This window comes from uncultured Massilia sp. (assembly GCF_913773735.1).
GTDB lineage: Bacteria > Pseudomonadota > Gammaproteobacteria > Burkholderiales > Burkholderiaceae_D > Telluria.
The window spans coordinates 90,942-112,173 of record NZ_CAJYEB010000019.1 but is presented as its reverse complement, the minus strand read 5'-3'; the positions used below and the strand labels follow the sequence as shown (position 1 = coordinate 112,173).

The following is a 21,232-nucleotide window of genomic DNA, read 5'->3' as shown; positions in this document are numbered from 1 at the left end:
GTTTACTGTTGGGTGGCGGGGGACGGCGGTTGGATGGCTTGGGTATCGTTGGCGTTCGCGCCCGCGGACGGCCCGACGACGCCGGCGGCCGGGGCCGGCGGCGAGGTATCGGTGCCGATGGCGGCGCCGACCACCGGCTGCGGCGCCGGGGGCGTGGCCCCCTTGTGCTGGCGCGGCGGCGGCGTATGGGGCATGTACAGGGGACCGGTCTGGCCGCAGGCGGACAGCGCCAGCAGCATGGCGATGCCGGCGGGGAGCGCAAATGGGGGCTTCACGATTAGAATCACGGTTTGATTAGCAGACCTTGGAGTGTAGCATGACCGAAACCGAATTCCTGGACCTCGCCGAGTCCACCCTGGCCCAGATCGAAGGCGCGTTCGACGAGCTGTTCGAGCGGGACGTCGTCGACGTCGAGTGCAAGCGCAGCGGCAACGTGCTGGAGATCGAGTTCGTCGACAACGGTTCGAAAATCATCATCAACAGCCAGGCGCCGCTGCAGGAGATGTGGATCGCGGCGCGCGCCGGCGGCTTCCACTACAAGCGCGTCGGCGACGAGTGGCGCAACACGCGCGACGACAGCGAGTTCTTCGCCTCGCTGTCCGCCTACGCCACGCAGCAGGCCGGGGTGCCGATCAAGCTGGTCTGACCGACCGGCGAGCGCGCGAGCGGCTGGACGAGGCAAGTAGGGTGGACGGCTCCGCCGTCCACGCGTTCAACGCGCGGCGGCGTCGACGCGACCGTGATTCGAACGCGTGGACGGGAAACCCGTCCACCCTACCGATCCCGGCATTGTACGAAGCACCAGTCGCCGACGTTTAAAACAACTCGTTGCGCACCGCGTCGCGCGCCTTCTGCTCGGCCGGCGGCTGGGTGCCGACGTCGAGCGACTGCACGCCGGTGCCCGGCGGGTTCTCGGCGTAGTAGTACTCGTCGCCGTACAGCACCAGCCCGTCCGGCGGCGGACGGTCGACCACCGGCTCGCCCTTCAGCGCCTTCTGCATGAAGCCGATCCAGATCGGCAGCGCCAGGCCGCCGCCGGTCTCGCGGTTGCCCAGGTTGCGCGGCTGGTCGTAGCCGATCCAGGCGATGCCCACCAGGTTCGGCTGGTAGCCGGCGAACCAGGCGTCGATCGAGTCGTTGGTCGTGCCGGTCTTGCCGGCGATGTCCGGGCGCTTGAGCGTGGCCTGGGCCTTGGCCGCCGTGCCGTAGCGCGCCACGTCACGCAGCATGCTGTCCATCAGCCAGGCGTTGCGCGGGTCGATCACGCGGTTGGCCTCGACGCCGGCGCGTTCCGGACGCGCTTCCGACAGCACCTTGCCGTCCGCATCGGTCACCTTCGAGATGATGTAGGGGCTGATGCGGTAGCCGCCGTTGGCGAACACGGAATAGGCGCCCGCCATCTGCAGCGGGTTGGTCGAGCCGGCGCCCAGCGCCAGCGTCAGGTAGGGCGGGTTGCGCTCGGCGTCGAAGCCGAAGCGGGTCGCGTATTCCTGGCCGTAGCGCGCGCCGATGCGGTTCAGCACGCGGATCGAGATCATGTTCTTCGACTTGGTCAGGCCGCGCCGCAGCGTCATCGGTCCCTCGTACTTGGCGTCGTAGTTCTTCGGCTCCCAGGCCTGGCCGCCGGTGGTGCCGGCGGCGAACGAGATCGGGGCGTCGTTGACCAGCGTGGCCGGCGAGAAGCCGCGTTCCAGCGCCGCCGAGTAGATGAACGGCTTGAACGAGGAGCCCGGCTGGCGCCAGGCCTGCGTCACGTGGTTGAACTTGCTGCGGTTGAAGTCGAAGCCGCCCACCAGCGCGCGGATCCGGCCGTCGTTCGGGTCGACCGCGACGAAGGCGGATTCGACGTCCGGCAGCTGGGTGATGCTCCAGCTCGAGCCGCCGTCCTGGCTCACGCGGATCACGGCGCCGCGGCGCAGGCGGCGCGTCTCGGCCGCCTTGGGCGACAGCCATTCGCGCGCGAACGCCAGGCCCGGGCCGGTGATCTTGATCTCCTCGCCGGAGGCCAGCACGGCCGTCACCAGCGTCGGCGACGCCTGCATCACCATGGCGGCGACGATGTCGTCCGAATCCGGATGCTCGGCCAGCTCGGCCTCGATGGCCTCGTCGGCATCGGCCTTGGCCTGCGGGATCTCGATGTACTTTTCGGGGCCGCGGTAGGTGTGGCGGCGCTCGTAGTCCATCACGCCGCGGCGCAGCGCCAGGTAGGCGGCGTCCTGGTCGGCCTTGGTGATCGTGGTGAACACGTTCAGGCCGCGCGTGTAGGTGTCTTCCTTGAACTGCTCGTAGACCAGCTGGCGCGCCATCTCGGACACGTACTCGGCGTGCACGCCGAACGCCGTGCTGTCGGTCTTGATCTTGAGTTCCTCGTCCTTGGCCTGGGCGTACTGGGCGTCGGTGATGTAGCCCAGCGTGTGCATGCGCTGCAGGATGTACTGCTGGCGCAGGCGCGCGCGCTTCGGGTTCACCACGGGATTGTAGGCCGACGGCGCCTTGGGCAGGCCGGCCAGCATCGCGGCCTCGGCCACGCTGATGTCGCGCAGGTCCTTGCCGAAGTAGATCTGGGCCGCCGACGAGAAGCCGAACGCGCGCTGCCCCAGGTAGATCTGGTTCATGTAGACCTCGAGGATCTGGTCCTTGGTGAGGTTCTTCTCGATCTTCCAGGCCAGCAGCGCCTCGTAGGCCTTGCGCTTGAGGGTCTGCTCGCTGGACAGGAAGAAGTTGCGCGCGACCTGCTGGGTGATGGTCGAGGCGCCCTGGCGCGAGCCGCTGGTGGCGTTGTGCAGCGCGGCGCGCAGGATGCCCCAGTAGTCGACGCCGCCGTGCTCGTAGAAGCGGTCGTCCTCGATCGCCAGCACGGCCTTCTTCATCACGTCCGGGATGTCCTTGAAGTGCACCAGCGTGCGGCGCTCCTCGCCGAACTCGCCGATCAGCACGTTGTCGGCCGTGAAGATCCGCAACGGCATCTTGGGCCGGTAATCGGTGAGCGTGTCCAGCGCGGGCAGGTTCGGATAGGCCATCGCCAGGGCGAACACCACTACCAGCACGCCGCAGACGGCCAGGCCAAACAGGCTGGCGACGACGGTGAGGAGGATGCGCTTCGGGCTGTGCCGGGAGGGCGGAGCGGACGGTGCTCCGTTCGGAGAGGCTTTCATGCGGGTAGACGTTTCACTTTGTTGATCGGGATCATTATAAGTCAGGGTTGGATCTGAAACATCGCTAGACAAGGCAACAACAGGTGTGAAAACGGCGGCAAGATTGCTGTTTTGCAGTGTCGCGTGGCCGCCTCATTCTCCCTTTGCCATTGGTTGTTCCCACATAGAAATTTCTTGTCTGGGGACATCAGTATTGCTACGATTTGCTGCGGTGCCTGATATATGTGCCCTAAATATCTGTTTTCTCAATAAATCCCCCCGCGGGCGTTGAAGCCGTTCCCTGGGAACGCAGGAGTCAAATGGGAGTGCGCTCGTGATCAGCCTCGGTTCCTTGTTCGGACAATCGAGTCCGCCCCTCGTCGGCCTCGACATCGGTACGTCCAGCGTGCGCCTGGTCGAACTGGCCGACGCCGGCAAGGGCGAACTGCGCCTGGAGCGCTATGCGTCCGAACCGCTGGCGCGCGGCGTCGTCGTCGACGGCAACATCGAGAACATCGAGGCGGTGTCGGACGCCGTGCTGCGCGTCTGGAAAAAAAGCGGCACCAGGGCCAGGCACGTCGCGCTCGGCATGCCTCCGGCCGCCGTGATCACCAAGAAGATCATCCTGCCGGCCGGCCTGGGCGAGGACCAGCTTGAGGTGCAGGTCGAATCCGAGGCGAGCCAGTATATCCCGTTCGCGCTGGACGAGGTAAGCCTAGACTTCGACGTGATCGGCCCGGCCGCCAATTCGCCGGACGACATGGAAGTGATGCTGGCCGCGGCGCGCCGCGAAAAGGTCGAGGACCGCGTCGCGATCGCCGAGGCCGCCGGCCTGACGGCGACCGTGATGGACATCGAATCGTATGCGGCGCGCGCCGCGGCCCTGCGCGCCCTCGACGTCGCCAGGGACCGGATCGTCGCCCTGTTCCAGATCGGCGCCCAGGCCACGCATGTCTCGGTGCTGCAGAACGGCGACACCATCTACGAGCGCGAGCAACCGTTCGGCGGCATCCAGCTGACCCAGGACATCGTGCGCGCGTTCGGCCTGTCGTTCGAGGAAGCCGAGGCGCGCAAGCGCGCCGGCGACCTGCCGGACGCCTGGCGCAGCGACCTGCTGCCGCCCTTCCTGGACAACGCCGCGCTGGAAGTGACGCGCGCGATCCAGTTCTTCTTCACGTCGACGCCGTACACGCGCATCGACCAGATCTACCTGGCCGGCGGCTGCGCCCTGCTGCCCGGCCTGCTCGACATCATCGGCGGGCGCACGCGCATCCCGACCGCCGTCGTGGCGCCGTTTCGCGGGATGCAGCTGGGCCCCGCCGTGCGCGAGCAGCAGCTGCGCAACGAGGCGCCCGGCTACCTGGTCGCCTGCGGGCTGGCGCTGCGGAGGTTCGGCTGATGATCCGCATTAACCTACTGCCGCACCGCGAAGCCAGGCGCAAGCAGAAACAGGCCGCGTTCGTCGCGCTGATGGCGCTGGGCGCGCTGGCCGGCGCCGCGCTGGTGCTGGCGGTCGGCGGCTACAACGCCAGCCAGATCGCCACCCAGAACGAACGCAACCTGGTGCTCAAGAACGCCAACGCGGAACTGGACAAGAAGATTTCCAAGATCGCCAGCCTGAAGTCCGAGATCGAGGCGCTGAAGGCGCGCCAGCAGGCCGTCGAGGACCTGCAGGGCGACCGCAACCAGCCGGTCTACCTGCTCGACGAGCTGGTGCGCCAGATGCCGGACGGCGTCTACCTGAAGAGCTTCAAGCAGGACGGCCAGAAAGTGCAGATGAACGGCGTGGCCCAGTCGCAGGAGCGGGTGGCCGAGCTGCTGCGCAACCTGTCCGGCAATTCGGCGTGGCTGGAGCGGCCCGACCTGACCGAGGTGCGCGCCGTGCCGCTGGCCCAGAGCAAGAGCGGCCGCAAGGTCGTCGAATTCAACCTGAGCGTGTCGATCAAGCGCGCCCGCGAGAAGGACGAGAACGCCAAGCCGGCGCAAGGCGGCGCGGGCGCCGTCAAGCAGGCCGCCGCGCCCGGAGCATCGTCATGAACATCGACCTGAAACAATTCGGCGCCGACCTGGCGGCCCAGTTCGAAGGCCTGCAGGGCCGCCATCCCGGCCTGTGGCCGCTGGCGCCGCGCCTGCTGTGCGCGGCCGGCGCCATGGTCGCCGTGCTGGCCCTCGGCTGGTACTTCTACTGGAGCGGCCAGTTCGAGGAACAGGACACGCTGGCCGCGCAGGAACTGAAGCTGCGCGACGACTACAAGGTCAAGCTGGCCCAGGCGATCAACCTGGAGGCGCTGCAGGCGCAGCAGCAGCAGGTCAACCGCTACGTCGAGCGCCTCGAAAAGCAGTTGCCGAGCAAGGCCGAGATGGCCGCGCTGCTGTCGGACATCAACCAGGCCGGCCTGGGCCGTGGCCTGCAGTTCGAGCTGTTCAAGCCGGGCCAGGTCGTGGTCAAGGATTACTATGCCGAGCTGCCGATCGACATCCGCGTCAGCGGCCGCTACCACGAGATCGGCGACTTCGCCGCCGACATGGCCAGGATGCCGCGCATCGTCACGCTGAACAACCTGTCGCTGTCCACCGCCAAGGACGGCACGCTGTCGCTGGACGCCGTCGCCAAGACCTTCCGCTACCTCGACCAGGACGAGCTCGAGGCGCAGGCCAAGGCGCGCAAGGCCAAGAAGAAGGGCGCCGCCGCCGGAGGTGCGACATGAAGCGCGTGAACACGCTGGCCGTGGCCGTGGCCGTGGCCGCGGGCCTGCTGCTGGCCGGCTGCGGCGACGGCGACGTGCGCGAGGTGCGCGACTGGATGGACCAGGTGCAGCGCGACACGCGCCCCAACGTCAAGCCGCTGGCCGAGCCCAAGGATTTCATCCCCTATGCCTACGGGGCGGCCGGCAGCGTCGATCCGTTCGACCAGAACAAGCTGCTGGCCGAGCTGGCGCGCACCGCGGCCACCTCGCCCAACCCGAACCAGCCCGACCTGCAGCGTCCGCGCGAACTGCTCGAGACCTTCCCGCTGGACACCATGCAGATGGTCGGCACGCTGCGCAAGGGCGGCGCCGGCTATGCGCTGCTGCAGATCGACCGCTCGCTGTACCAGGTACGCGCGGGCCAGCGCATCGGTCCCAATTTCGGCATCGTCACCCGCGTGGGCGAGGATGCCGTCGATATCCGTGAAGTGGTGCAGGACGCCGCCGGCGAATGGGTCGAACGCCCGGCCAGGCTGGAGCTGCAAACCAAGGAGAACCAGAAATGACCCGATTCCTGCAACGCGCGTGCGGCCTGCTGCTGGCGCTCGCCGTGGGCGGTGCCTGGGCCCAGGACAATGCGATCGAATCGATCTGCGCCAACCAGCAGGGCGGCAACGTCGTGCTCAGGGTGACGATGAAGGAGGCGCCGGCCAGGCCGCCGATCGGTTTCTCGATCACCAATCCGGCCCGCATCGCGCTCGACTTCGGCGCCACCGCGAATGCCACCGGCAAGAGCGTCCAGGACGTCAACCTGGGCGACGTGCGCACCGTCAACGTGGTCCAGGCCGGCGCGCGCACGCGCCTCGTGCTGAACCTGCAGCGCCCGCTGAACTACGCCACCGCGATCGACGGCCGCGCCGTCGTCGTGACGGTCGAGGGGCCGGGCGGCATCGCCCCGGCGCCGGCGGCCGCGCCCGCGCCGCTCGCGGCCGCCGGCGCGCGCGCGCCGCGGCACGTGCTGCGCGACCTCGATTTCCGCCGCGGCAGCAACGGCGAGGGCCGCGTCGTGGTCGACCTGCCCAACGGCCAGGTCGCCGTCGACGTACGCCAGGTCGGCCAGCAGATCCAGGTCGACTTCCTCGGCACCGGCCTGCCGCCGTCGCTGCGCCGGCGCCTGGACGTGACCGACTTCGGCACGCCGGTCTCGCGCATCACCACCACGGCGCAGGGCGAGAACGTGCGCATGCTGATCGACGCCCAGGGCAACTGGGAACAGACGGTGTACCAGAGCGACACCCAGCTCGTCATCGACGTCAAGCCGGTCAAGGAAGATCCGAACCGGCCGGCCGGCGGCGGCGGCGGCCAGTCCTACCGCGGCGAGAAGCTGTCGTTCAACTTCCAGAATGTCGAGGTGCGTGCGGCGCTGCAGGCGATCGCCGACATCTCGGGCCTGAACATCATCACCAGCGATTCGGTCGCCGGCAACCTGACGCTGCGCCTGAAGGACGTGCCCTGGGACCAGGCGCTCGACGTGATCCTGCAGGCCAAGGGCCTGGACATGCGCAAGAACGGCAACGTGCTGTGGATCGCGCCCAAGGAAGAGCTGCTGACCAAGGAAAAGCTGGAGCTGGAGCAGAAGGCGCAGATTTCCGACCTGGAGCCGCTGCGCTCCGAGATCTTCCAGCTCAACTACCAGAAGGCCGAGGCCTTCCGCAACGTGTTCGGCCTGGACGCCAGCGGCGCCGCCAGCGCCGACAGCCGCAACCGCGTGCTGTCGCGCCGCGGCAGCGCGATCATCGACCCGCGCACCAACCAGCTGTTCGTGACCGACATCGCGTCCAAGATCGAGGACATCCGCAAGCTGATCCAGAAGGTCGACATCCGCACCAAGCAGGTGCTGGTGGAGGCGCGCCTGGTCGAGGCCAACGACGGCTTCTCGCGCAACCTGGGCGCCAAGCTGGGCTTCGCCGACATGCGCGGCCTGCGCGGCGGCGACGCCGGCTACCAGCTCAGCGGCAACCAGCGCGCGGCGGTGGGCGGCAACATCACCGGCGTGGGCGAGGCCACCGGCCAGATCGTGCCGACCACCAACTGGTACAACAATACCCAGCTGGTGAACCTGCCGGCCGCGCCGATCAACGGCACCAACGCCCCCAGCATCGCCTTCTCGCTGTTCTCCTCGGCGGCCAACCGCTTCCTGAACCTGGAACTGTCGGCGCTGGAAGCGGACGGCAAGGGCAAGATCATCTCCAGCCCGCGCGTGGTCACCGAGGACAACGTCCCCGCCGTCATCGAGCAGGGCGTCGAGCTGCCGTACCAGATGGCGTCCAGCAGCGGCGCCACCGCGGTCGAGTTCAAGAAGGCCAACCTGCGCCTGTCCGTAACGCCGCAGGTCACGCCGGACGGCAACGTGGTGCTGGACGTCGACGTCTCCAAGGACTCGAAGGGCGAGAGCACCGCGGCCGGCTTCGCCATCAACACGCAGCACGTGAAGACCAAGGTGATGGTCGAGAACGGCGGCACGGTGGTGCTGGGCGGGATCTACCAGCAGAGCGAGACCAACAACGTCAACAAGGTGCCGCTGCTGGGCGACGTGCCGGTGGTGGGCAACCTGTTCAAGTCCACCGCGCGCTCGACCAGCAAGACCGAGCTGCTGGTCTTCATCACCCCGAAGATCGTGGCGGACCGGGTGCAGAATCCGCAACAACAATAACCAACGACGAAGAGCAGAGATGAACAACTTCAAGCATCAGATCGCAGGCCCGCGCGGCGTGCGCTTGGCCGCCCTGGCGATGGCCGCACTGCTGGCGGCCTGCGGCGGCGGCGGCGGCAATCCGGGCGCGCCGGGCGGCAGCGGCAACACCGGCACCGGCACCGGCGGCGGCACCACGACGCCGGTGGCGACCACGCCGAGCATGACGCTGGCCTTCGCCAACGCCGGCGGCGTGGCGAGCAATTCGTTGACCGGCGCGACCCCGCTGACGGCCCGCGCCACGGTGCTCGACAAGGACAAGAAGCCGGTCGCCAACGCGATCGTCACCTTCGCCACCGACAACAACCTCGGCGTCTTCTCGCCCACCGCCGCCACCGCGCTGACCGACGTCAACGGCGTGGCGACCATCACGCTGCGCGCGGCCAGCCTGGCCGCGGGCGGCGCCGGCACCGTCACCGCCACGACCACCGTCGGCGACACCACGGTCAGCGCCAGCGGCAATTATTCGGTGGGCGCCACCACGCTGACCTTCGGCACGCTGACGGCATCGCCGACCAGCCTGCAGGCCTACGGCTCGACCGTGCTGTCGGTCGACCTGATGGCGGGTGCCGCCAAGTACACCGACCAGCAGGTGAATGTGAGCTTCAGCTCGGCTTGCGTGACCGCCGGCAAGGCGACGCTGGCCGCGACGGTCGCCACCAACAACGGCACCGCGCAGACGGTCTACCGCGACAAGGGCTGTGCCAACAACGACACCATCACGGTGTCGGCCGACGGCGTCGCGCGCGCCGTCTCCACCACGCTGACCATCGCCCCGCCGGCCGCCGCCTCGGTGCAGTTCGTCGGCGCATCGCCGACCAACCAGTCGATCGTGATCCAGGGCCAGGGCGGCAACGGCCGCACCGAGACCGCCACGCTGACCTTCAAGGTCGTCGACATCTTCGGCAACGCGCTGGCCGGCAAGCAGGTGAATTTCAGCACCACCACGCCGTCGGTGAAGATCAACAAGGCGAGCGACACCACCGACGCCGAAGGCAGCGTGGTCACCACCGTCAACTCGGGCAGCGTGCCCACGTCGTTCCGCGTGCAGGCCACGCTGCCTGGTACGGGTAGCAACGGCGGCGCCGACATCTCGACCATGTCCGACTCGATCGTGGTCACCACCGGCCTGCCGGTGCAGAGCGCGTTCTCGCTGAGCACCGGTTCCTTCAACATCGAAGGCTGGAGCGTGGACAGCTCGCCGGGCACGCCGGCGACCCGCCTGCAGGTGCTGCTGGCCGATGCCTTCGGCAACCCGGTCCCGGACGGCACCCCGGTCGTGTTCCAGACCAATATGGGCGCGGTCGGCACCGCCGACAAGGGCGGCTGCAACACCGTCAACGGCGGCTGCTCGGTCGACTTCCGCGCGCAGAACCCGCGCGTCCCGGTCGCCGGCAAGCCGGCCACGCCGTGCAACGCGATCAGCCCGGACAGCACCCGCGCCGGCCTGGCCACGGTCTGCGCCAGCTCGACCGACGGCAAGAACACCGTGTACGCCAAGACCGGCATCTTCTTCAGCGGCAGCGACGTCGAATACGTGTACATGGACCGCAGCAGCACGCCGCTGACGGCAGGCACGGTGGATCTGGGATCGATCAGCGTGAACGGCACCAAGGTGTTCACGCTGCAGTTCAACGACCTCAACAAGAACCCGATGCCGGCCGGCTCGCGCGTGGACATCACCAGCATGCTCAACGGCACCGCCGCCGCCGTGCTGCCGGCCACCGTGCCGAGCGTGCGGCCGCACAGCGCCACCGGCATCGACGATCCGACCGGCGTCGCGGCCAGCGGCCCGCAGGGTTCGACGCACACGTTCAGCATCTCGAGCGGCGCCGCCGGCGTGGTGCCGTGCGTGGCGAAACAGGCGACCTTCAACGTCGTCGTCACGACGCCCGCTGGCTCGTCCACCGTTATTCCGTTTAAACTGTCGTTCACCTGCTCGTAACAGATGACGGATTGAAACAGAACGGCCAGGGTAACCTGGCCGTTTTTATTTGAGCGATCGAGAATAGTGTCTGACTGCAAGAACAACAATATCTTCCTCGTCGGCCTGATGGGGGCCGGCAAGACGACCATCGGGCGCTTGCTGGCGCGGCGGCTGAACATGAGCTTCGTCGATTCGGACCACGAGATCGAGGCGCGCACCGGCGCGTCGATTCCATGGATCTTCGAGATCGAGGGCGAGGCCAGTTTCCGCCGCCGCGAAGCCGACGTGATCCGCGAGCTGACCGCGCAGCGCGGCCTGGTGCTGGCCACCGGCGGCGGCGCCGTGCTCGATCCGGCCAGCCGCGCGCTGCTGGCCGAGCGCGGCACCGTGGTCTACCTGCGCGCCAGCGTCAACAGCATCCTGCAGCGCACCGCGCACGACCGCAACCGCCCGCTGCTGCAGACGGCCGACCCGAGGAGGAAGCTGGAAGACCTGACGGCCCAGCGCGAGCCCCTGTACCGCGAGATCGCCGACCTCGTCATCGATACCGGCCGACCTAACGTACAATCGATGGTACAAACGATACTCGACCAGATCGCGGCGCTGCAGGCGGCGCGCGCACGCAAGGCAAGGCACAGAATGAACGAACAGGCCAGCATCACCCATCGCATCACCACCCTCAACGTCGACCTCGGCGAGCGCAGCTATCCCATCGTCATCGGCCGCGGGCTGCTGGACGACGGCGCGCTGCTGGACCGCCACATCGGCGCCGGCGGCGGCAAGGTGGCGATCGTCACCAACACCACCGTCGCCCCGCTGTACCTCGACAAGGTCGCGGCGCCGCTGCGCGCGGGCGGACGCGACGTCGTCCCCATCGTGCTGCCGGACGGCGAGGAACACAAGAACTGGCAGAGCCTGAACCTCGTGTTCGACGCGCTGCTGGCCAACAAGTGCGACCGCAAGACCACGCTGGTGGCGCTGGGCGGCGGCGTGATCGGCGACCTGACCGGCTTCGCCGCGTCCAGCTACATGCGCGGCGTGCCCTTCGTGCAGATCCCGACCACCTTGCTGGCCCAGGTCGATTCCTCGGTGGGCGGCAAGACCGGCATCAACCACCCGCTCGGCAAGAACATGATCGGCGCCTTCTACCAGCCGCGCGCCGTGATCGCCGACACCGCCACGCTCGACACGCTGCCGGCCCGCGAGCTGTCGGCCGGTCTGGCCGAGGTCATCAAGCACGGCGCCATCCTCGACGCCGGCTTCTTCGACTGGATCGAGGCGAACGTCGGCAAGCTGGTGGCGCGCGACCACGCGGCGCTGGCCCATGCGATCGCGCGTTCCTGCGAGATCAAGGCCGACGTCGTGCGCCGCGACGAGCGCGAGGGCGGCCTGCGCGCCGTGCTGAACTTCGGCCACACCTTCGGCCATGCCATCGAGGCCGGCCTGGGCTACGGCGCCTGGCTGCACGGCGAGGCGGTCGGCTGCGGCATGGTGATGGCGGCCGACCTGTCGCATCGCCTGGGCCTGGTCGACGCGGCCAGCGTCGCGCGCGTGCGCCGGCTGGCGCAGGCCGCCGGCCTGCCGGTGGTGGCGCCCGACCTCGGCGCGCAGCGCTGGATCGAGCTGATGGAAGTCGACAAGAAGAACGAGGGCGGGGCGATCAAGTTCATCCTGCTCAAGCCGCTGGGCAGCCCGAGCGTGACGACGGCGCCGCCCGAGCAGCTGCTGGCCACGCTGGCGGCATCGACGGGAGCGGACCCGCGATGATCGATTTCGACGCCCACCTGGCACCTTATGCGGCGCACTCGTCGAAAAGCCGTGGGCGTCGTCATCCGGAAGGCACGGCCGGCGCGCGCAGCGAGTTCCAGCGCGACCGCGACCGCATCATCCACTCGACCGCCTTCCGCCGCCTCGAATACAAGACCCAGGTCTTCCTGAACCACGAGGGCGACCTGTTCCGCACCCGGCTGACGCACTCGATCGAGGTGGCCCAGATCGCGCGCACGCTGGCGCGCAGCCTGCGCCTGAACGAGGACCTGGTCGAGGCCACCGCGCTGGCCCACGACCTCGGCCACACGCCCTTCGGCCACGTCGGCCAGGACGTGCTGAACGACTGCATGCAGGACTACGGCGGCTTCGAGCACAACCTGCAGAGCCTGCGCGTGGTGGACCAGCTCGAGGAGCACTACGGCGCCTTCGACGGCCTGAACCTGACCTTCGAGACGCGCGAAGGCATCCTGAAGCACTGCTCCCTGGCGAATGCGCGCCAGCTCGGCGACCTGGGCTGCCGCTTCCTCGACCGCACCCAGCCCAGCCTGGAAGCCCAGCTGACCAATATCGCCGACGAGATCGCGTACAACAACCACGACATCGACGACGGCCTGCGCTCCGGCCTGCTGACGATGAAGCAGATGGAAGAGGTGGACCTGTTCGCGCGCCTGCACCGCCAGGTGGTGGCGCAGTACCCGGGCCTGCCGGGCCGGCGCGAGCTGTACGAGACGATCCGCCTGATGATCACGGCGATGACGGCCGACCTGGTCCAGACCTCGGCCGCGCTGATCCTCGAGGCGAACCCGCAATCGATCGACGCGGTGCGCGCCGGCCCGCCCCTGATCCGCTTCTCGGCGCAGATGCGCACGGAAACCACGGCCCTGAAGCGCTTCCTGTACGCCAACCTGTACCGCCACTACAAGGTCAACCGCATGCGCGTGAAGGCCAGCCGCATCGTGCGCGAGCTGTTCGAGGCCTTCATGAGCGACCCGGTGCTGCTGCCGTTCGACTACCAGGTGGCGTCGGACGACCCCGCCAGGCAGGCGCGCAAGATCGCGGACTACATCGCCGGGATGACCGACCGCTACGCCATCCGCGAGCACAAGCGCATCTTCTCCCTCGACGAGTTGTAGGGTGGACGGCGCCGCCGTCCACGCGTCCAATCCTCTTTCGATGCGTCGTGCGACATGCCGGCGCCGCGTGGGAACCCGTCCACCCACCCGGTGCGTGGGCGATTCCGCGTTCGCGGGAACGACGGCGATGGGTCATTCGGTGCGTGCGAACACGCGCAAGCGGTGGCCGTCCGGATCGGCCGCCGTGAACGTGTAGCCGAAGTCCAGCACCGCCGGCGCCTGCAGGATGTCCAGGCCGCGCGCGCGCCAGTCCGCGTGCAGCGCGTCGACCGCGGCCACGCCGTCCACGCGCAGCGCGATCTCGCTGCCGCTGCCGTGGAAGTCGGCGGGCGGCTTCACGGCGTCCCTGGCCCACAGGCCCAGCATGCGCCCGCCCTCCAGGGCGAACAGCGCGAACGTGGGCATGGCGTCGATCGCCTCGGCGCCCAGCAGGCCGGCGTACAGGCGCGCGCTGGCCTGGGGATCGGCGACGTAGAGGATGGTGTAGTGCGGGGTGTGCATGGCGTGCTCCTTCGGTGGTTGACGAAGCGGCCAGTGTAGGCAGGGCGACTGTCAGTTTCCGTCAGCAGCGTGGCGGGCGGGGCGGTCGGGAATGTTCTCGCGCACGCGCCATTCCTGCAGCAGCGCGCGGCGCCGGCGCGGGTAGCGCTCCGGCGTCGCCGCGAGCGCGGCGATGCGGTCCAGGCGGAAGTGGCGAAAGCCCCCGCGCAGCTCGCACCAGGCGACCAGCATGCGCACCCGCTCGAAGAAGCCCAGCGCGACCGGCCACACCACGCGCCGCGTGGCGGCGCCGCCCTCGGCGCGGTAGTCCAGCACCAGCTTGCATTCCTCGCGCATCGCGGCGCGGATCGGCGCCATGTGCGGCCCGGGCGGCCCGGCCTCGCGCGCGCTCGCCACCAGCAGGCCGGAGTCGTCGAGCGTGCGGCGCGAGGCGTCCGGCAGCACCGCGGCGATCTTGTCGACCGCCTCGCGCGCCGCCTGCGCCAGGCGCTCGTCGCCATGCTGCGCGACCCAGCGCCCGCCCAGCACCAGCGCCTCGACCTGCTCTTGCGTGAACATCAGCGGCGGCAGCAGGAAGCCGGGTTTCAGCACATAGCCCAGGCCCGGCTCGCCCTCGATGCGCGCGCCCTGCGCGCGCAGGGTGGCGATGTCGCGGTACAGCGTGCGCAGGCTGATCCCGAGCTCGCCGGCGAGAGCGTCGCCGGTGACGGGGAAGCGGTAGCCGCGCAGGGCCTGCAGCAGGGCCAGCAGCCGTTGCGCGCGCGTCATCGCGATCCGGTGTCCACGCGCGTCAGCCGAACAGCGAGGGCTGGCCGAGCTGGCCCAGCAGCTTCTTGACGGGCGCAGGCAAGGCGGCGGCGTCGACGTCCGCCAGGGCCAGCCACTGGCAGCCGGCGGGCAGGGCGGCGCGCGCGCGCAGGCCGATGCGGAACGGGTGGATGTGCAGCCGGTAGTGGGTGAACACGTGCTGCAGCGGCAGCAGCGCCTCGCAGTCGTCGACGCTGCCGAAGCGCGCCGCCGCTTCCGGCACGCCGAGCGCGTCGGCGGGAACGTCCTCGTCGTCCAGCGCCACGTGGCCCTCGACTTCCGGCAGCGACAGCAGCCCGCCCCAGATGCCCGTGCCGGGGCGCTGTTCCAGCAGCACCTGGCCGGCGTCGATCACGACCAGCAGGCGCGCGCGCTTTTCCGGCGTCGCCTTCTTCGGCTTGCGTACCGGCAGCTCGGCCGTGCGGTCCGTCGCGTGGGCCACGCAGCGCGCCTGCAGCGGGCAGCGGCCGCAGTCCGGCTTGCCGCGCGTGCACAGCGTCGCGCCCAGGTCCATCAGGCCCTGGGTATAGGCTTCGATGCCGTCGTCCTGCGGCAGCAGGGCGTCGGCGCGGCGCCACAGCGCGTCCTCGACCGGCTTGATGCCCGGGTATTCGTCGATGCCGAACACGCGCGCGAACACGCGCTTGACGTTGCCATCCAGGATGGCCGCGCGCGTGCCCGCCGAAAAGGCGGCGATGGCGGCGGCGGTCGAGCGGCCGATGCCGGGCAGGTCGGCCAGCAGCGCCGGGTCGCTCGGAAAGACGCCGTCGTACTCGGCCACGATGCGTTTGGCGCAGGCGTGCAGGTTGCGCGCGCGGGTGTAGTAGCCCAGCCCGGCCCAGTGGGCCATCACGTCTTCCTGCGGCGCCTCGGCCAGCGCGAAGACGGTCGGGAAGCGCTCCAGGAAGCGCGCGTAATAGCCCAGCACGGCGGCGACCTGGGTCTGCTGCAGCATGATCTCGGACAGCCAGATGCGGTAGGCGTCGCGCGTGTTCTGCCAGGGCAGGGCGTGGCGGCCGTGGGCGCGCTGCCAGTCGATGACGGCGCGCGAAAAGCCCGGGTCGGACAGGATTTCGGATTCGGTGGTGCGTTTCATTCGGTTTCCAATGAGGCGGCGTCGATGGCGCCGCGCAGTTCGGTATCGACGCCGCCGGCCAGTTCGTCCAGGCGCGCGCGCACGCCGTCGAGCGCGCCGCGCGCGTCGTCGAAGGCGGCGATCTTCTGGTCCAGGCTGTCGGTGGCGTCGTGGATGCGCTGGATCGAGGCCTGGCGCTGGCGCAGCTGTTCGCGGTGCTGGCGGATGCGCGATTCGAGCGGCGCCATCAGGACCTGCAGCCAGGCTTCGGCGTCGGCGTTCGCCTCGCGCAGGGCGTGCCGCACGCGCGAGACGATGGTGTCGAAGAAGCGTTCGAGCAGCGCGGCGCGGCTGGTGATCAGGAGGGTCGCGGTGCCGAAGCGCTTCAGGTAGATGGCCTCGACGGCGTTGATCTCGCGCCGGTAGCGTTCCAGCGACAGCGGCGCCGGCAGGGCCAGCGCGAGGCCGTGCTCGGCCGAGAAGCGGCGCGCCATCGTCTCGATCATGGCGCGGATTTCCTCCGTCTTGGCGTCGGCCAGTGCGAGGCTGGTGCGCACCTCGGCGAAGAAGGCGCGCACCGGCGCGCGCGTGCCGGTGCCGAAGCGCGCCGCTTCCATCGCCGCGCGCACGGCATCGGCCTGGCGCTGCATGGCGTCCATGCCGATCAGGCTGTAGAGTTCATTGGACAGCGTCGCGAACACGGCGCGCGTGCCCTGCAGCTTGAACAGGCTGGCGTCGAATTCCTTCTTTTCCAGCTCGACGCGGCGCATCATGTGGGCGATCACGCCCTGGTTCTTGCCGCGCAGGCTTTGCAGTTCCTGCATCTGCTCGACCAGGTCGCGCGCGCGCGTGGCCAGCAGCGATTCGGCCGCCGCGCGCGCGGCCGCCAGGTCGTCGCGCAACTGGCCGCGCAAGATCGCCTGGCGCGCCGGCACCAGTTCGCCGAACAGCGCCGCTTCCAGCAGGCCCACGCGGCTCTTCTCGAACAGGGCCGCGTCGCCGTTGATCCGGCCCACCAGCGCCTTCTGCGCCGACACCGGGAACACCTGCGCGTCGGCCACGCCCAGCAGGCGCGCGACGTCGTGGCGCTGGCGCGCGATGGCGGCATCGTTGTCGGCCTCGCTGCGCAGTTCGTCCCACAGCGCGTCGATCTTGTTGAGCACGACGATGCGGCCCGCGGCCGGTCCCGGCCCCGCGCCCACGTGGGTGCGCCAGACCTCGATGTCGCTCTTCGTCACGCCCGTCTCGGCGGCCAGCACGAACAGCACCGCATGCGCGTTCGGGATCAGGTTCAGCGTCAGTTCGGGCTCGGTGCCGATCGCGTTCAGGCCCGGCGTGTCGACGATCACCAGGCCCTGCTGCAGCAGCGGATGCGGGAAGTTGATCAGCGCGTGGCGCCAGCGCGGGATCTCGACCAGGCCGTCGTCGCCCACGGCGCCCGCCAGGTCGGCGTCGGCACCGTCGTACAGGCCGTAGCCGGCCGCTTCCGCGGGATCCGCGCGCCGCGTCAGGCTGACCTGCAGGAAGGCCTCGGTCATGCGCGCCGGCGCGTCGAGGTCGAGCGGCAGCACCGTCCAGGCGCCGGCGTCGTCGCGGTAGTCGGCGGTGGTGCGGTGCGCGCGCCGCGTCTCGATCGGCAGCAGGCGGATGCAGGGCGGCAGCGCCGGGTCCCAGGCCAGCTCGGTCGGGCACATCGTCGTGCGCCCGGGGCTGGACGGCACGATGCGCCGGCCGTAGTCGGCGAAGAACAGGGCGTTGATCAGTTCCGATTTGCCGCGCGAGAACTCGGCCACGAAGGCGACCGTCAGGCGGTCGTCGCCCAGCCGCGCCAGCGCGCGCGCCAGGCGCTGCTGCGCGGCCGCGTCCAGCAGGCCGGCCGACTGCGCCCAGCCGCGATAGCGTTCCAGCGCCTGGGCGACGCGTGCGCGCCAGGCGCCATATCGTTGTAAGTCCTGCATGGTCTCGTTCGTCGCTGCGTGCCGGCGGGTCAGCGCTGGCAGGTCGCGCAATAGAAGGTGGAGCGTTGGCCCTGCTTGATCTGGCGTACCGGCGCCCCACAGTTGCGGCAAGGCACTCCAGCACGATCATAGACGAAATATGTCTGCTGGAAATAGCCAGACTGGCCATTTACGGCAATAAAGTCACGCAGCGTGCTGCCGCCCTGGACGATCGCGGCGGCCAGGATCGCGCGGATCGCCTCGGCCAGCCTGTCGTAGCGGGCGCGGCTGATGCGCCCGGCCGGCGTCTTCGGATTGATGCCGGCACGAAACAGGCTCTCGCAGGCGTAGATATTGCCGACGCCGACGACGATGTCGCCGGCCAGCAGCACCTGCTTGATCGGGGCATTGCGGTTGCGCGTGGCGCGCCACAGCAGCTCGCCGGAAAACTGGTCCTCGAGCGGTTCGACGCCGAGGCCGCGCAGCAGGATGTGCTCGTCCAGTTCGCCGTCGTCGTTGTCGTGCCAGAGCACGGCGCCGAAGCGGCGCGGGTCGTGCAGGCGCAGCACGCGCCGGCCTTCGGGGCCGCGCACGACGAGGTCGAAGTGGTCGTGCTTCTTCAGTTCGATGCCTTCGGGCAGCACGCGCAAATGGCCGGACATGCCGAGGTGGACGATCAGGGTGCCGTGCTCGAACTTCAGCAACAGGTACTTGCCGCGCCGCCCGGTGCCGAGGATGCGGCGGCCGGCCAGCAGCGCCGGCAGCGTGGGCGGGAACGGCCAGCGCAACCCCTCGCGGCGCAGCACGACGTGTTCGACGATACGGTCTTCCAGGTGCGGCGCGACACCGCGCCGGGTAACTTCGACTTCCGGGAGTTCAGGCATGAAGCGTCAGGAAAGATGGATGCAATGTAAATTCGTGTTGCAGCGGCGCACGCGCGGCAGGCGTTCGGCGTAGAATCGGATCATCGATTCGATTGGGACTTGCCTTGAAAAACGCTTTCGCCATTGTAACCTTCTCCGCGCTACTGTCGGCCTGTGCTGTGGCGCCCAAGCAGCAATCCGACCAGCCGGCAGGCCAGCAAGCCGCCGCGGCGCCATCCGACCAGCCCCTTGCCGCCGCCGAGGCCCAGAGGAAGGCAGCCGCAGGCGAGGCGCAGGACACGAAGTCGGACGAAAACGTTCCCAACGTCGCCATGACGCCCACCATGATGACGCAGCTGATGCAGGCGGAAATGGCGTTCAAGAATGGCGACTGGCAAGGCCCGTACCTCACGCTGCTGAGCCTGGCCCAGCAGACCAGGGATCCGCGCCTGGCCAAGCGCGCCGCCGAGATGGCGCTGTCGGCCAAGCAGGCCGAGGACGCGCTTGCCGCGGTGCGCCTGTGGCGCGAATACTCGCCGAACTCCGAGGAGGCCAGCCAGTACTATCTGGGGCTGGTGATCCTGTCCGACAACCTCGGCGAAGCAGAAAAAATCCTCAGGCAGCGCCTGGCCGAGGCGACCCCGGGCGCGCGCGGCATGGTGATGTTCCAGATGCAGCAGCTGCTGCTGCGCGCCAAGGACAAGCAGGCCGGCATCGCCATGGTCGAGCGCCTGGTCGCGCCGTATCCGGACATGATGGAAACCCACGTCGTGCTGGCCCAGTCGGCGCTGGCGCGCGGCGCCAAGGACGATGCCCGGCGCGAGGCGTTCGCCGCCCTGAAGATCAAGCCCGATTCCGAAATCGCCGCGCTGACGCTGGCGCAGACGGGCGACAACGATGCCCAGGCGGCCGGCGTGCTGAAGGAATTCCTGGTGGCGCACCCCGATGCCGGCGAGGTGCGCGCGGCGTACGCGCGCCTGCTCGTCAACGACAACCAGTTCGAGGCCGCGCGCCAGCAGTTCCTCCTGCTCGACAAGGCCAAGCCGGACAATCCGGCCACCCTGTACGCGCTGGGCGTGCTGTCGGCGCAGATGAAGGACGTGCAGGGCGCCGAGCGCTACCTGACGCGCTTCGTCGACGTGATGGAAAAGGCGCCGGACGACGAGCGCGACAGCGCCAAGGCCGTGCTGATGCTGTCCCAGCTCGCCGAGGAACGCGGCGACTACAAGGCGGCCCAGGACTGGCTCGACCGCCTCGACAGCGGCGACCCCAAGATCCAGTTCGGCGCCGAGCTGCGCCGCGCCCAGCTGATCGCCAAGGCCGGCGACGTGCCGGCCGCGCGCAAGTACCTGGCCACCTTGCAGGGCGACAAGGCCGAGCAGGCCCAGGTCGTGCTGGTCGAGGCGCAGATCCTGCGCGATGCCGGCAAGGAGCAGGAGTCGTACAAGGTCATGGAGCAGGGCGTCAAGCGCTTCCCCGACAATATGGATTTCCTGTACGACTTCGCCCTGAGCGCCGAGCGCGTGAACAAGGTCGACGTCATGGAGAAATCGCTGCGCAAGGTGATCGCCACGACGCCGGACAACCACCATGCCTACAATGCCCTCGGCTATTCGCTGGCCGACCGCAACATCCGCCTGAAGGAAGCCCGCCAGCTGATCGAGAAGGCGCTGGGCATGGCGCCCAACGACCCCTTCATCATGGACAGCATGGGCTGGGTGGAATATCGCCTGGGTAACCTGGACGCGGCCGAGGCCCAGCTGCGCAAGGCCTATGCGCTGCGCAGCGATGCCGAGATCGCCGTGCACCTGGGCGAAGTGCTGTGGAAGAAGGGCCAGCAGGACGAGGCGCGCAAGCTCTGGCGCGAAGCGCGCGACAAGGATCCGAAGAACGATGCGCTGAAGGCCACGCTGGCGCGCCTGCACGTGTCGCTGTGAAGCGATCTTTCATAATGTAGCGTATTTTGAAATAATATTTCATCTTTGGCCGGCGGCACTGTCCGCCGGTTGTCATTCATAGGATGTCTTTGCCGATGTACCGTTCCTCCCGCTTCATTCCCGCCATGCTGCTGGCCGCCGTGCTGGCCGGCTGCGCCACCGGCGGCGCGCCGCTGTCGAACCCGAACGCGGCCGCGGCCGCCTACCGCGACACGCTCGAGCGCAGCGGCCGCCTGTCCGTGACGTACCAGAAGGACGGCCAGCCGCAGAACGTCAGCGTGCTGTTCCGCTGGACGCAGCAGCCCGGCCGCATCGACGTCGCGCTCGATTCCCAGCTGGGCTCGACCCTGGCGCAGATCAGCGTGACGCCGCAGGCGGCCACCCTGACGCAATCGGGCCACGCACCGCGCACCGAGAAGGACATCGACAGCCTGACGCGGCGCACGCTCGGCTGGTCGCTGCCCGTGAACGGCCTGGCCGACTGGCTGCAGGGCTATGCGACCGACGCGTCCGGCAAGCGCTTCGCCGCCTCGCCGGCCAACAACAATGTGTTCACCGACGACGGCTGGCGCCTGCGCTTCGCCGAATGGCAGGACGGGCCGAAGGGCAGCGGCGGGGCGATGCCGCGCATCATCCGCGCCGGCCGCGCGGCCACGGCCGACAGCGAGGAGCTGTCGGTGAACATCGTCGTCGATCCGGTGCAATGACC

General features: G+C 69.1%; 18 protein-coding genes. 11 read left to right on the top strand and 7 right to left on the bottom strand.

The genetic code is table 11. The features are described 5' to 3' along the window. Positions 1 to 2 precede the first annotated feature (2 nt). A complete protein-coding gene (locus tag QZ749_RS08290) occupies positions 3 to 275 on the bottom strand; it encodes a lipoprotein (RefSeq protein ID WP_296945437.1) in 273 nt (90 codons plus the stop codon). Positions 276 to 316: 41 nt separating this feature from the next. Between QZ749_RS08290 and cyaY the strand changes: the two genes are divergently transcribed. Next, positions 317 to 646, top strand: a complete 330-nt coding sequence (gene cyaY, locus QZ749_RS08285) for an iron donor protein CyaY (RefSeq protein WP_296945436.1) — start codon at positions 317 to 319, stop codon at positions 644 to 646. Between the two features lie 169 nt (positions 647 to 815). Here the strand turns inward: cyaY and QZ749_RS08280 are convergent, their stop codons facing one another. Next, positions 816 to 3,155 carry a penicillin-binding protein 1A gene (locus tag QZ749_RS08280; RefSeq protein WP_296945434.1) on the bottom strand — a complete coding sequence of 780 codons (2,340 nt, stop codon included), beginning with the start codon at positions 3,153 to 3,155 and terminating at the stop codon, positions 816 to 818. Between the two features lie 313 nt (positions 3,156 to 3,468). On the opposite strand from QZ749_RS08280, the gene QZ749_RS08275 reads away from it, so the two are divergent. The 8 genes from QZ749_RS08275 to QZ749_RS08240 all read left to right on the top strand — a co-directional run bounded on the left by QZ749_RS08275 (position 3,469) and on the right by QZ749_RS08240 (position 13,403). Beyond that, positions 3,469 to 4,533: a pilus assembly protein PilM gene (locus QZ749_RS08275; protein ID WP_296945432.1), complete on the top strand. Its 1,065-nt coding sequence runs from the start codon at positions 3,469 to 3,471 to the stop codon at positions 4,531 to 4,533. Beyond that, positions 4,533 to 5,171: a PilN domain-containing protein gene (locus tag QZ749_RS08270; protein ID WP_296945431.1), complete on the top strand. Its 639-nt coding sequence runs from the start codon at positions 4,533 to 4,535 to the stop codon at positions 5,169 to 5,171. Before QZ749_RS08275 ends, QZ749_RS08270 begins: the two co-directional genes overlap by 1 nt. Continuing rightward, positions 5,168 to 5,842 carry a type 4a pilus biogenesis protein PilO gene (locus QZ749_RS08265; protein WP_296945430.1) on the top strand — a complete coding sequence of 225 codons (675 nt, stop codon included), beginning with the start codon at positions 5,168 to 5,170 and terminating at the stop codon, positions 5,840 to 5,842. The genes QZ749_RS08270 and QZ749_RS08265 overlap by 4 nt, the downstream gene beginning before the upstream one ends. Continuing rightward, entirely contained in the window at positions 5,839 to 6,387 is a 549-nt protein-coding gene (locus QZ749_RS08260) for a pilus assembly protein PilP (RefSeq protein ID WP_296945429.1), read from the top strand. Before QZ749_RS08265 ends, QZ749_RS08260 begins: the two co-directional genes overlap by 4 nt. Continuing rightward, positions 6,384 to 8,534 carry a type IV pilus secretin PilQ gene (pilQ, locus tag QZ749_RS08255; RefSeq protein ID WP_296945427.1) on the top strand — a complete coding sequence of 717 codons (2,151 nt, stop codon included), beginning with the start codon at positions 6,384 to 6,386 and terminating at the stop codon, positions 8,532 to 8,534. Before QZ749_RS08260 ends, pilQ begins: the two co-directional genes overlap by 4 nt. 19 nt (positions 8,535 to 8,553) lie before the next feature. Next, on the top strand, positions 8,554 to 10,518 hold the full coding sequence (locus tag QZ749_RS08250; protein ID WP_296945425.1) for an Ig-like domain-containing protein: 1,965 nt from the start codon (positions 8,554 to 8,556) through the stop codon (positions 10,516 to 10,518). A gap of 108 nt (positions 10,519 to 10,626) precedes the next feature. Next, a complete protein-coding gene (gene aroKB / locus QZ749_RS08245; RefSeq protein WP_373896798.1) occupies positions 10,627 to 12,267 on the top strand; it encodes a bifunctional shikimate kinase/3-dehydroquinate synthase AroKB in 1,641 nt (546 codons plus the stop codon). Beyond that, on the top strand, positions 12,264 to 13,403 hold the full coding sequence (locus QZ749_RS08240) for a deoxyguanosinetriphosphate triphosphohydrolase (protein ID WP_296945422.1): 1,140 nt from the start codon (positions 12,264 to 12,266) through the stop codon (positions 13,401 to 13,403). Before aroKB ends, QZ749_RS08240 begins: the two co-directional genes overlap by 4 nt. Before the next feature lie 132 nt (positions 13,404 to 13,535). On the opposite strand, the gene QZ749_RS08235 is transcribed toward QZ749_RS08240, so the two are convergent. Genes QZ749_RS08235 through mutM form a run of 5 tightly spaced genes read right to left on the bottom strand, consistent with a single transcriptional unit; the run spans position 13,536 to position 18,607 of the window. Further along, a complete protein-coding gene (locus tag QZ749_RS08235) occupies positions 13,536 to 13,904 on the bottom strand; it encodes a VOC family protein (RefSeq protein ID WP_296945420.1) in 369 nt (122 codons plus the stop codon). Between the two features lie 51 nt (positions 13,905 to 13,955). Beyond that, on the bottom strand, positions 13,956 to 14,672 hold the full coding sequence (locus QZ749_RS08230; RefSeq protein ID WP_296945418.1) for a YafY family protein: 717 nt from the start codon (positions 14,670 to 14,672) through the stop codon (positions 13,956 to 13,958). A 22-nt stretch (positions 14,673 to 14,694) separates the two neighbouring features. Further along, positions 14,695 to 15,807 carry an A/G-specific adenine glycosylase gene (gene mutY, locus QZ749_RS08225; RefSeq protein WP_296945416.1) on the bottom strand — a complete coding sequence of 371 codons (1,113 nt, stop codon included), beginning with the start codon at positions 15,805 to 15,807 and terminating at the stop codon, positions 14,695 to 14,697. Next, a complete protein-coding gene (locus QZ749_RS08220) occupies positions 15,804 to 17,744 on the bottom strand; it encodes a dynamin family protein (RefSeq protein ID WP_296945414.1) in 1,941 nt (646 codons plus the stop codon). The genes mutY and QZ749_RS08220 overlap by 4 nt, the downstream gene beginning before the upstream one ends. Positions 17,745 to 17,773: 29 nt before the next feature. Continuing rightward, positions 17,774 to 18,607, bottom strand: a complete 834-nt coding sequence (gene mutM, locus QZ749_RS08215) for a bifunctional DNA-formamidopyrimidine glycosylase/DNA-(apurinic or apyrimidinic site) lyase (protein WP_296945413.1) — start codon at positions 18,605 to 18,607, stop codon at positions 17,774 to 17,776. Between the two features lie 104 nt (positions 18,608 to 18,711). On the opposite strand from mutM, the gene QZ749_RS08210 reads away from it, so the two are divergent. Continuing rightward, positions 18,712 to 20,523 (top strand): tetratricopeptide repeat protein, encoded by a 1,812-nt coding sequence (locus QZ749_RS08210; RefSeq protein ID WP_296945411.1) that lies wholly within the window; start codon positions 18,712 to 18,714, stop codon positions 20,521 to 20,523. Between the two features lie 95 nt (positions 20,524 to 20,618). Further along, positions 20,619 to 21,230, top strand: coding sequence for an outer membrane lipoprotein LolB (locus tag QZ749_RS08205; RefSeq protein ID WP_296945409.1), 612 nt, complete (start codon positions 20,619 to 20,621; stop codon positions 21,228 to 21,230). The last annotated feature ends 2 nt before the right edge of the window (positions 21,231 to 21,232 follow it).

What these genes read in the sequence shown, in the direction of transcription:
- QZ749_RS08250 (WP_296945425.1), top strand. Translation starts at nt 8,554, where the DNA reads ATGAACAACTTCAAGCATCAGATCGCAGGCCCGCGCGGCGTGCGCTTG.
- QZ749_RS08220 (WP_296945414.1), bottom strand. Translation starts at nt 17,744, where the DNA reads ATGCAGGACTTACAACGATATGGCGCCTGGCGCGCACGCGTCGCCCAG.
- QZ749_RS08280 (WP_296945434.1), bottom strand. Translation starts at nt 3,155, where the DNA reads ATGAAAGCCTCTCCGAACGGAGCACCGTCCGCTCCGCCCTCCCGGCAC.
- QZ749_RS08240 (WP_296945422.1), top strand. Translation starts at nt 12,264, where the DNA reads ATGATCGATTTCGACGCCCACCTGGCACCTTATGCGGCGCACTCGTCG.
- mutM (WP_296945413.1), bottom strand. Translation starts at nt 18,607, where the DNA reads ATGCCTGAACTCCCGGAAGTCGAAGTTACCCGGCGCGGTGTCGCGCCG.
- QZ749_RS08205 (WP_296945409.1), top strand. Translation starts at nt 20,619, where the DNA reads ATGTACCGTTCCTCCCGCTTCATTCCCGCCATGCTGCTGGCCGCCGTG.
- mutY (WP_296945416.1), bottom strand. Translation starts at nt 15,807, where the DNA reads ATGAAACGCACCACCGAATCCGAAATCCTGTCCGACCCGGGCTTTTCG.
- QZ749_RS08270 (WP_296945431.1), top strand. Translation starts at nt 4,533, where the DNA reads ATGATCCGCATTAACCTACTGCCGCACCGCGAAGCCAGGCGCAAGCAG.
- aroKB (WP_373896798.1), top strand. Translation starts at nt 10,627, where the DNA reads ATGGGGGCCGGCAAGACGACCATCGGGCGCTTGCTGGCGCGGCGGCTG.
- cyaY (WP_296945436.1), top strand. Translation starts at nt 317, where the DNA reads ATGACCGAAACCGAATTCCTGGACCTCGCCGAGTCCACCCTGGCCCAG.
- QZ749_RS08260 (WP_296945429.1), top strand. Translation starts at nt 5,839, where the DNA reads ATGAAGCGCGTGAACACGCTGGCCGTGGCCGTGGCCGTGGCCGCGGGC.
- QZ749_RS08235 (WP_296945420.1), bottom strand. Translation starts at nt 13,904, where the DNA reads ATGCACACCCCGCACTACACCATCCTCTACGTCGCCGATCCCCAGGCC.
- pilQ (WP_296945427.1), top strand. Translation starts at nt 6,384, where the DNA reads ATGACCCGATTCCTGCAACGCGCGTGCGGCCTGCTGCTGGCGCTCGCC.
- QZ749_RS08265 (WP_296945430.1), top strand. Translation starts at nt 5,168, where the DNA reads ATGAACATCGACCTGAAACAATTCGGCGCCGACCTGGCGGCCCAGTTC.
- QZ749_RS08230 (WP_296945418.1), bottom strand. Translation starts at nt 14,672, where the DNA reads ATGACGCGCGCGCAACGGCTGCTGGCCCTGCTGCAGGCCCTGCGCGGC.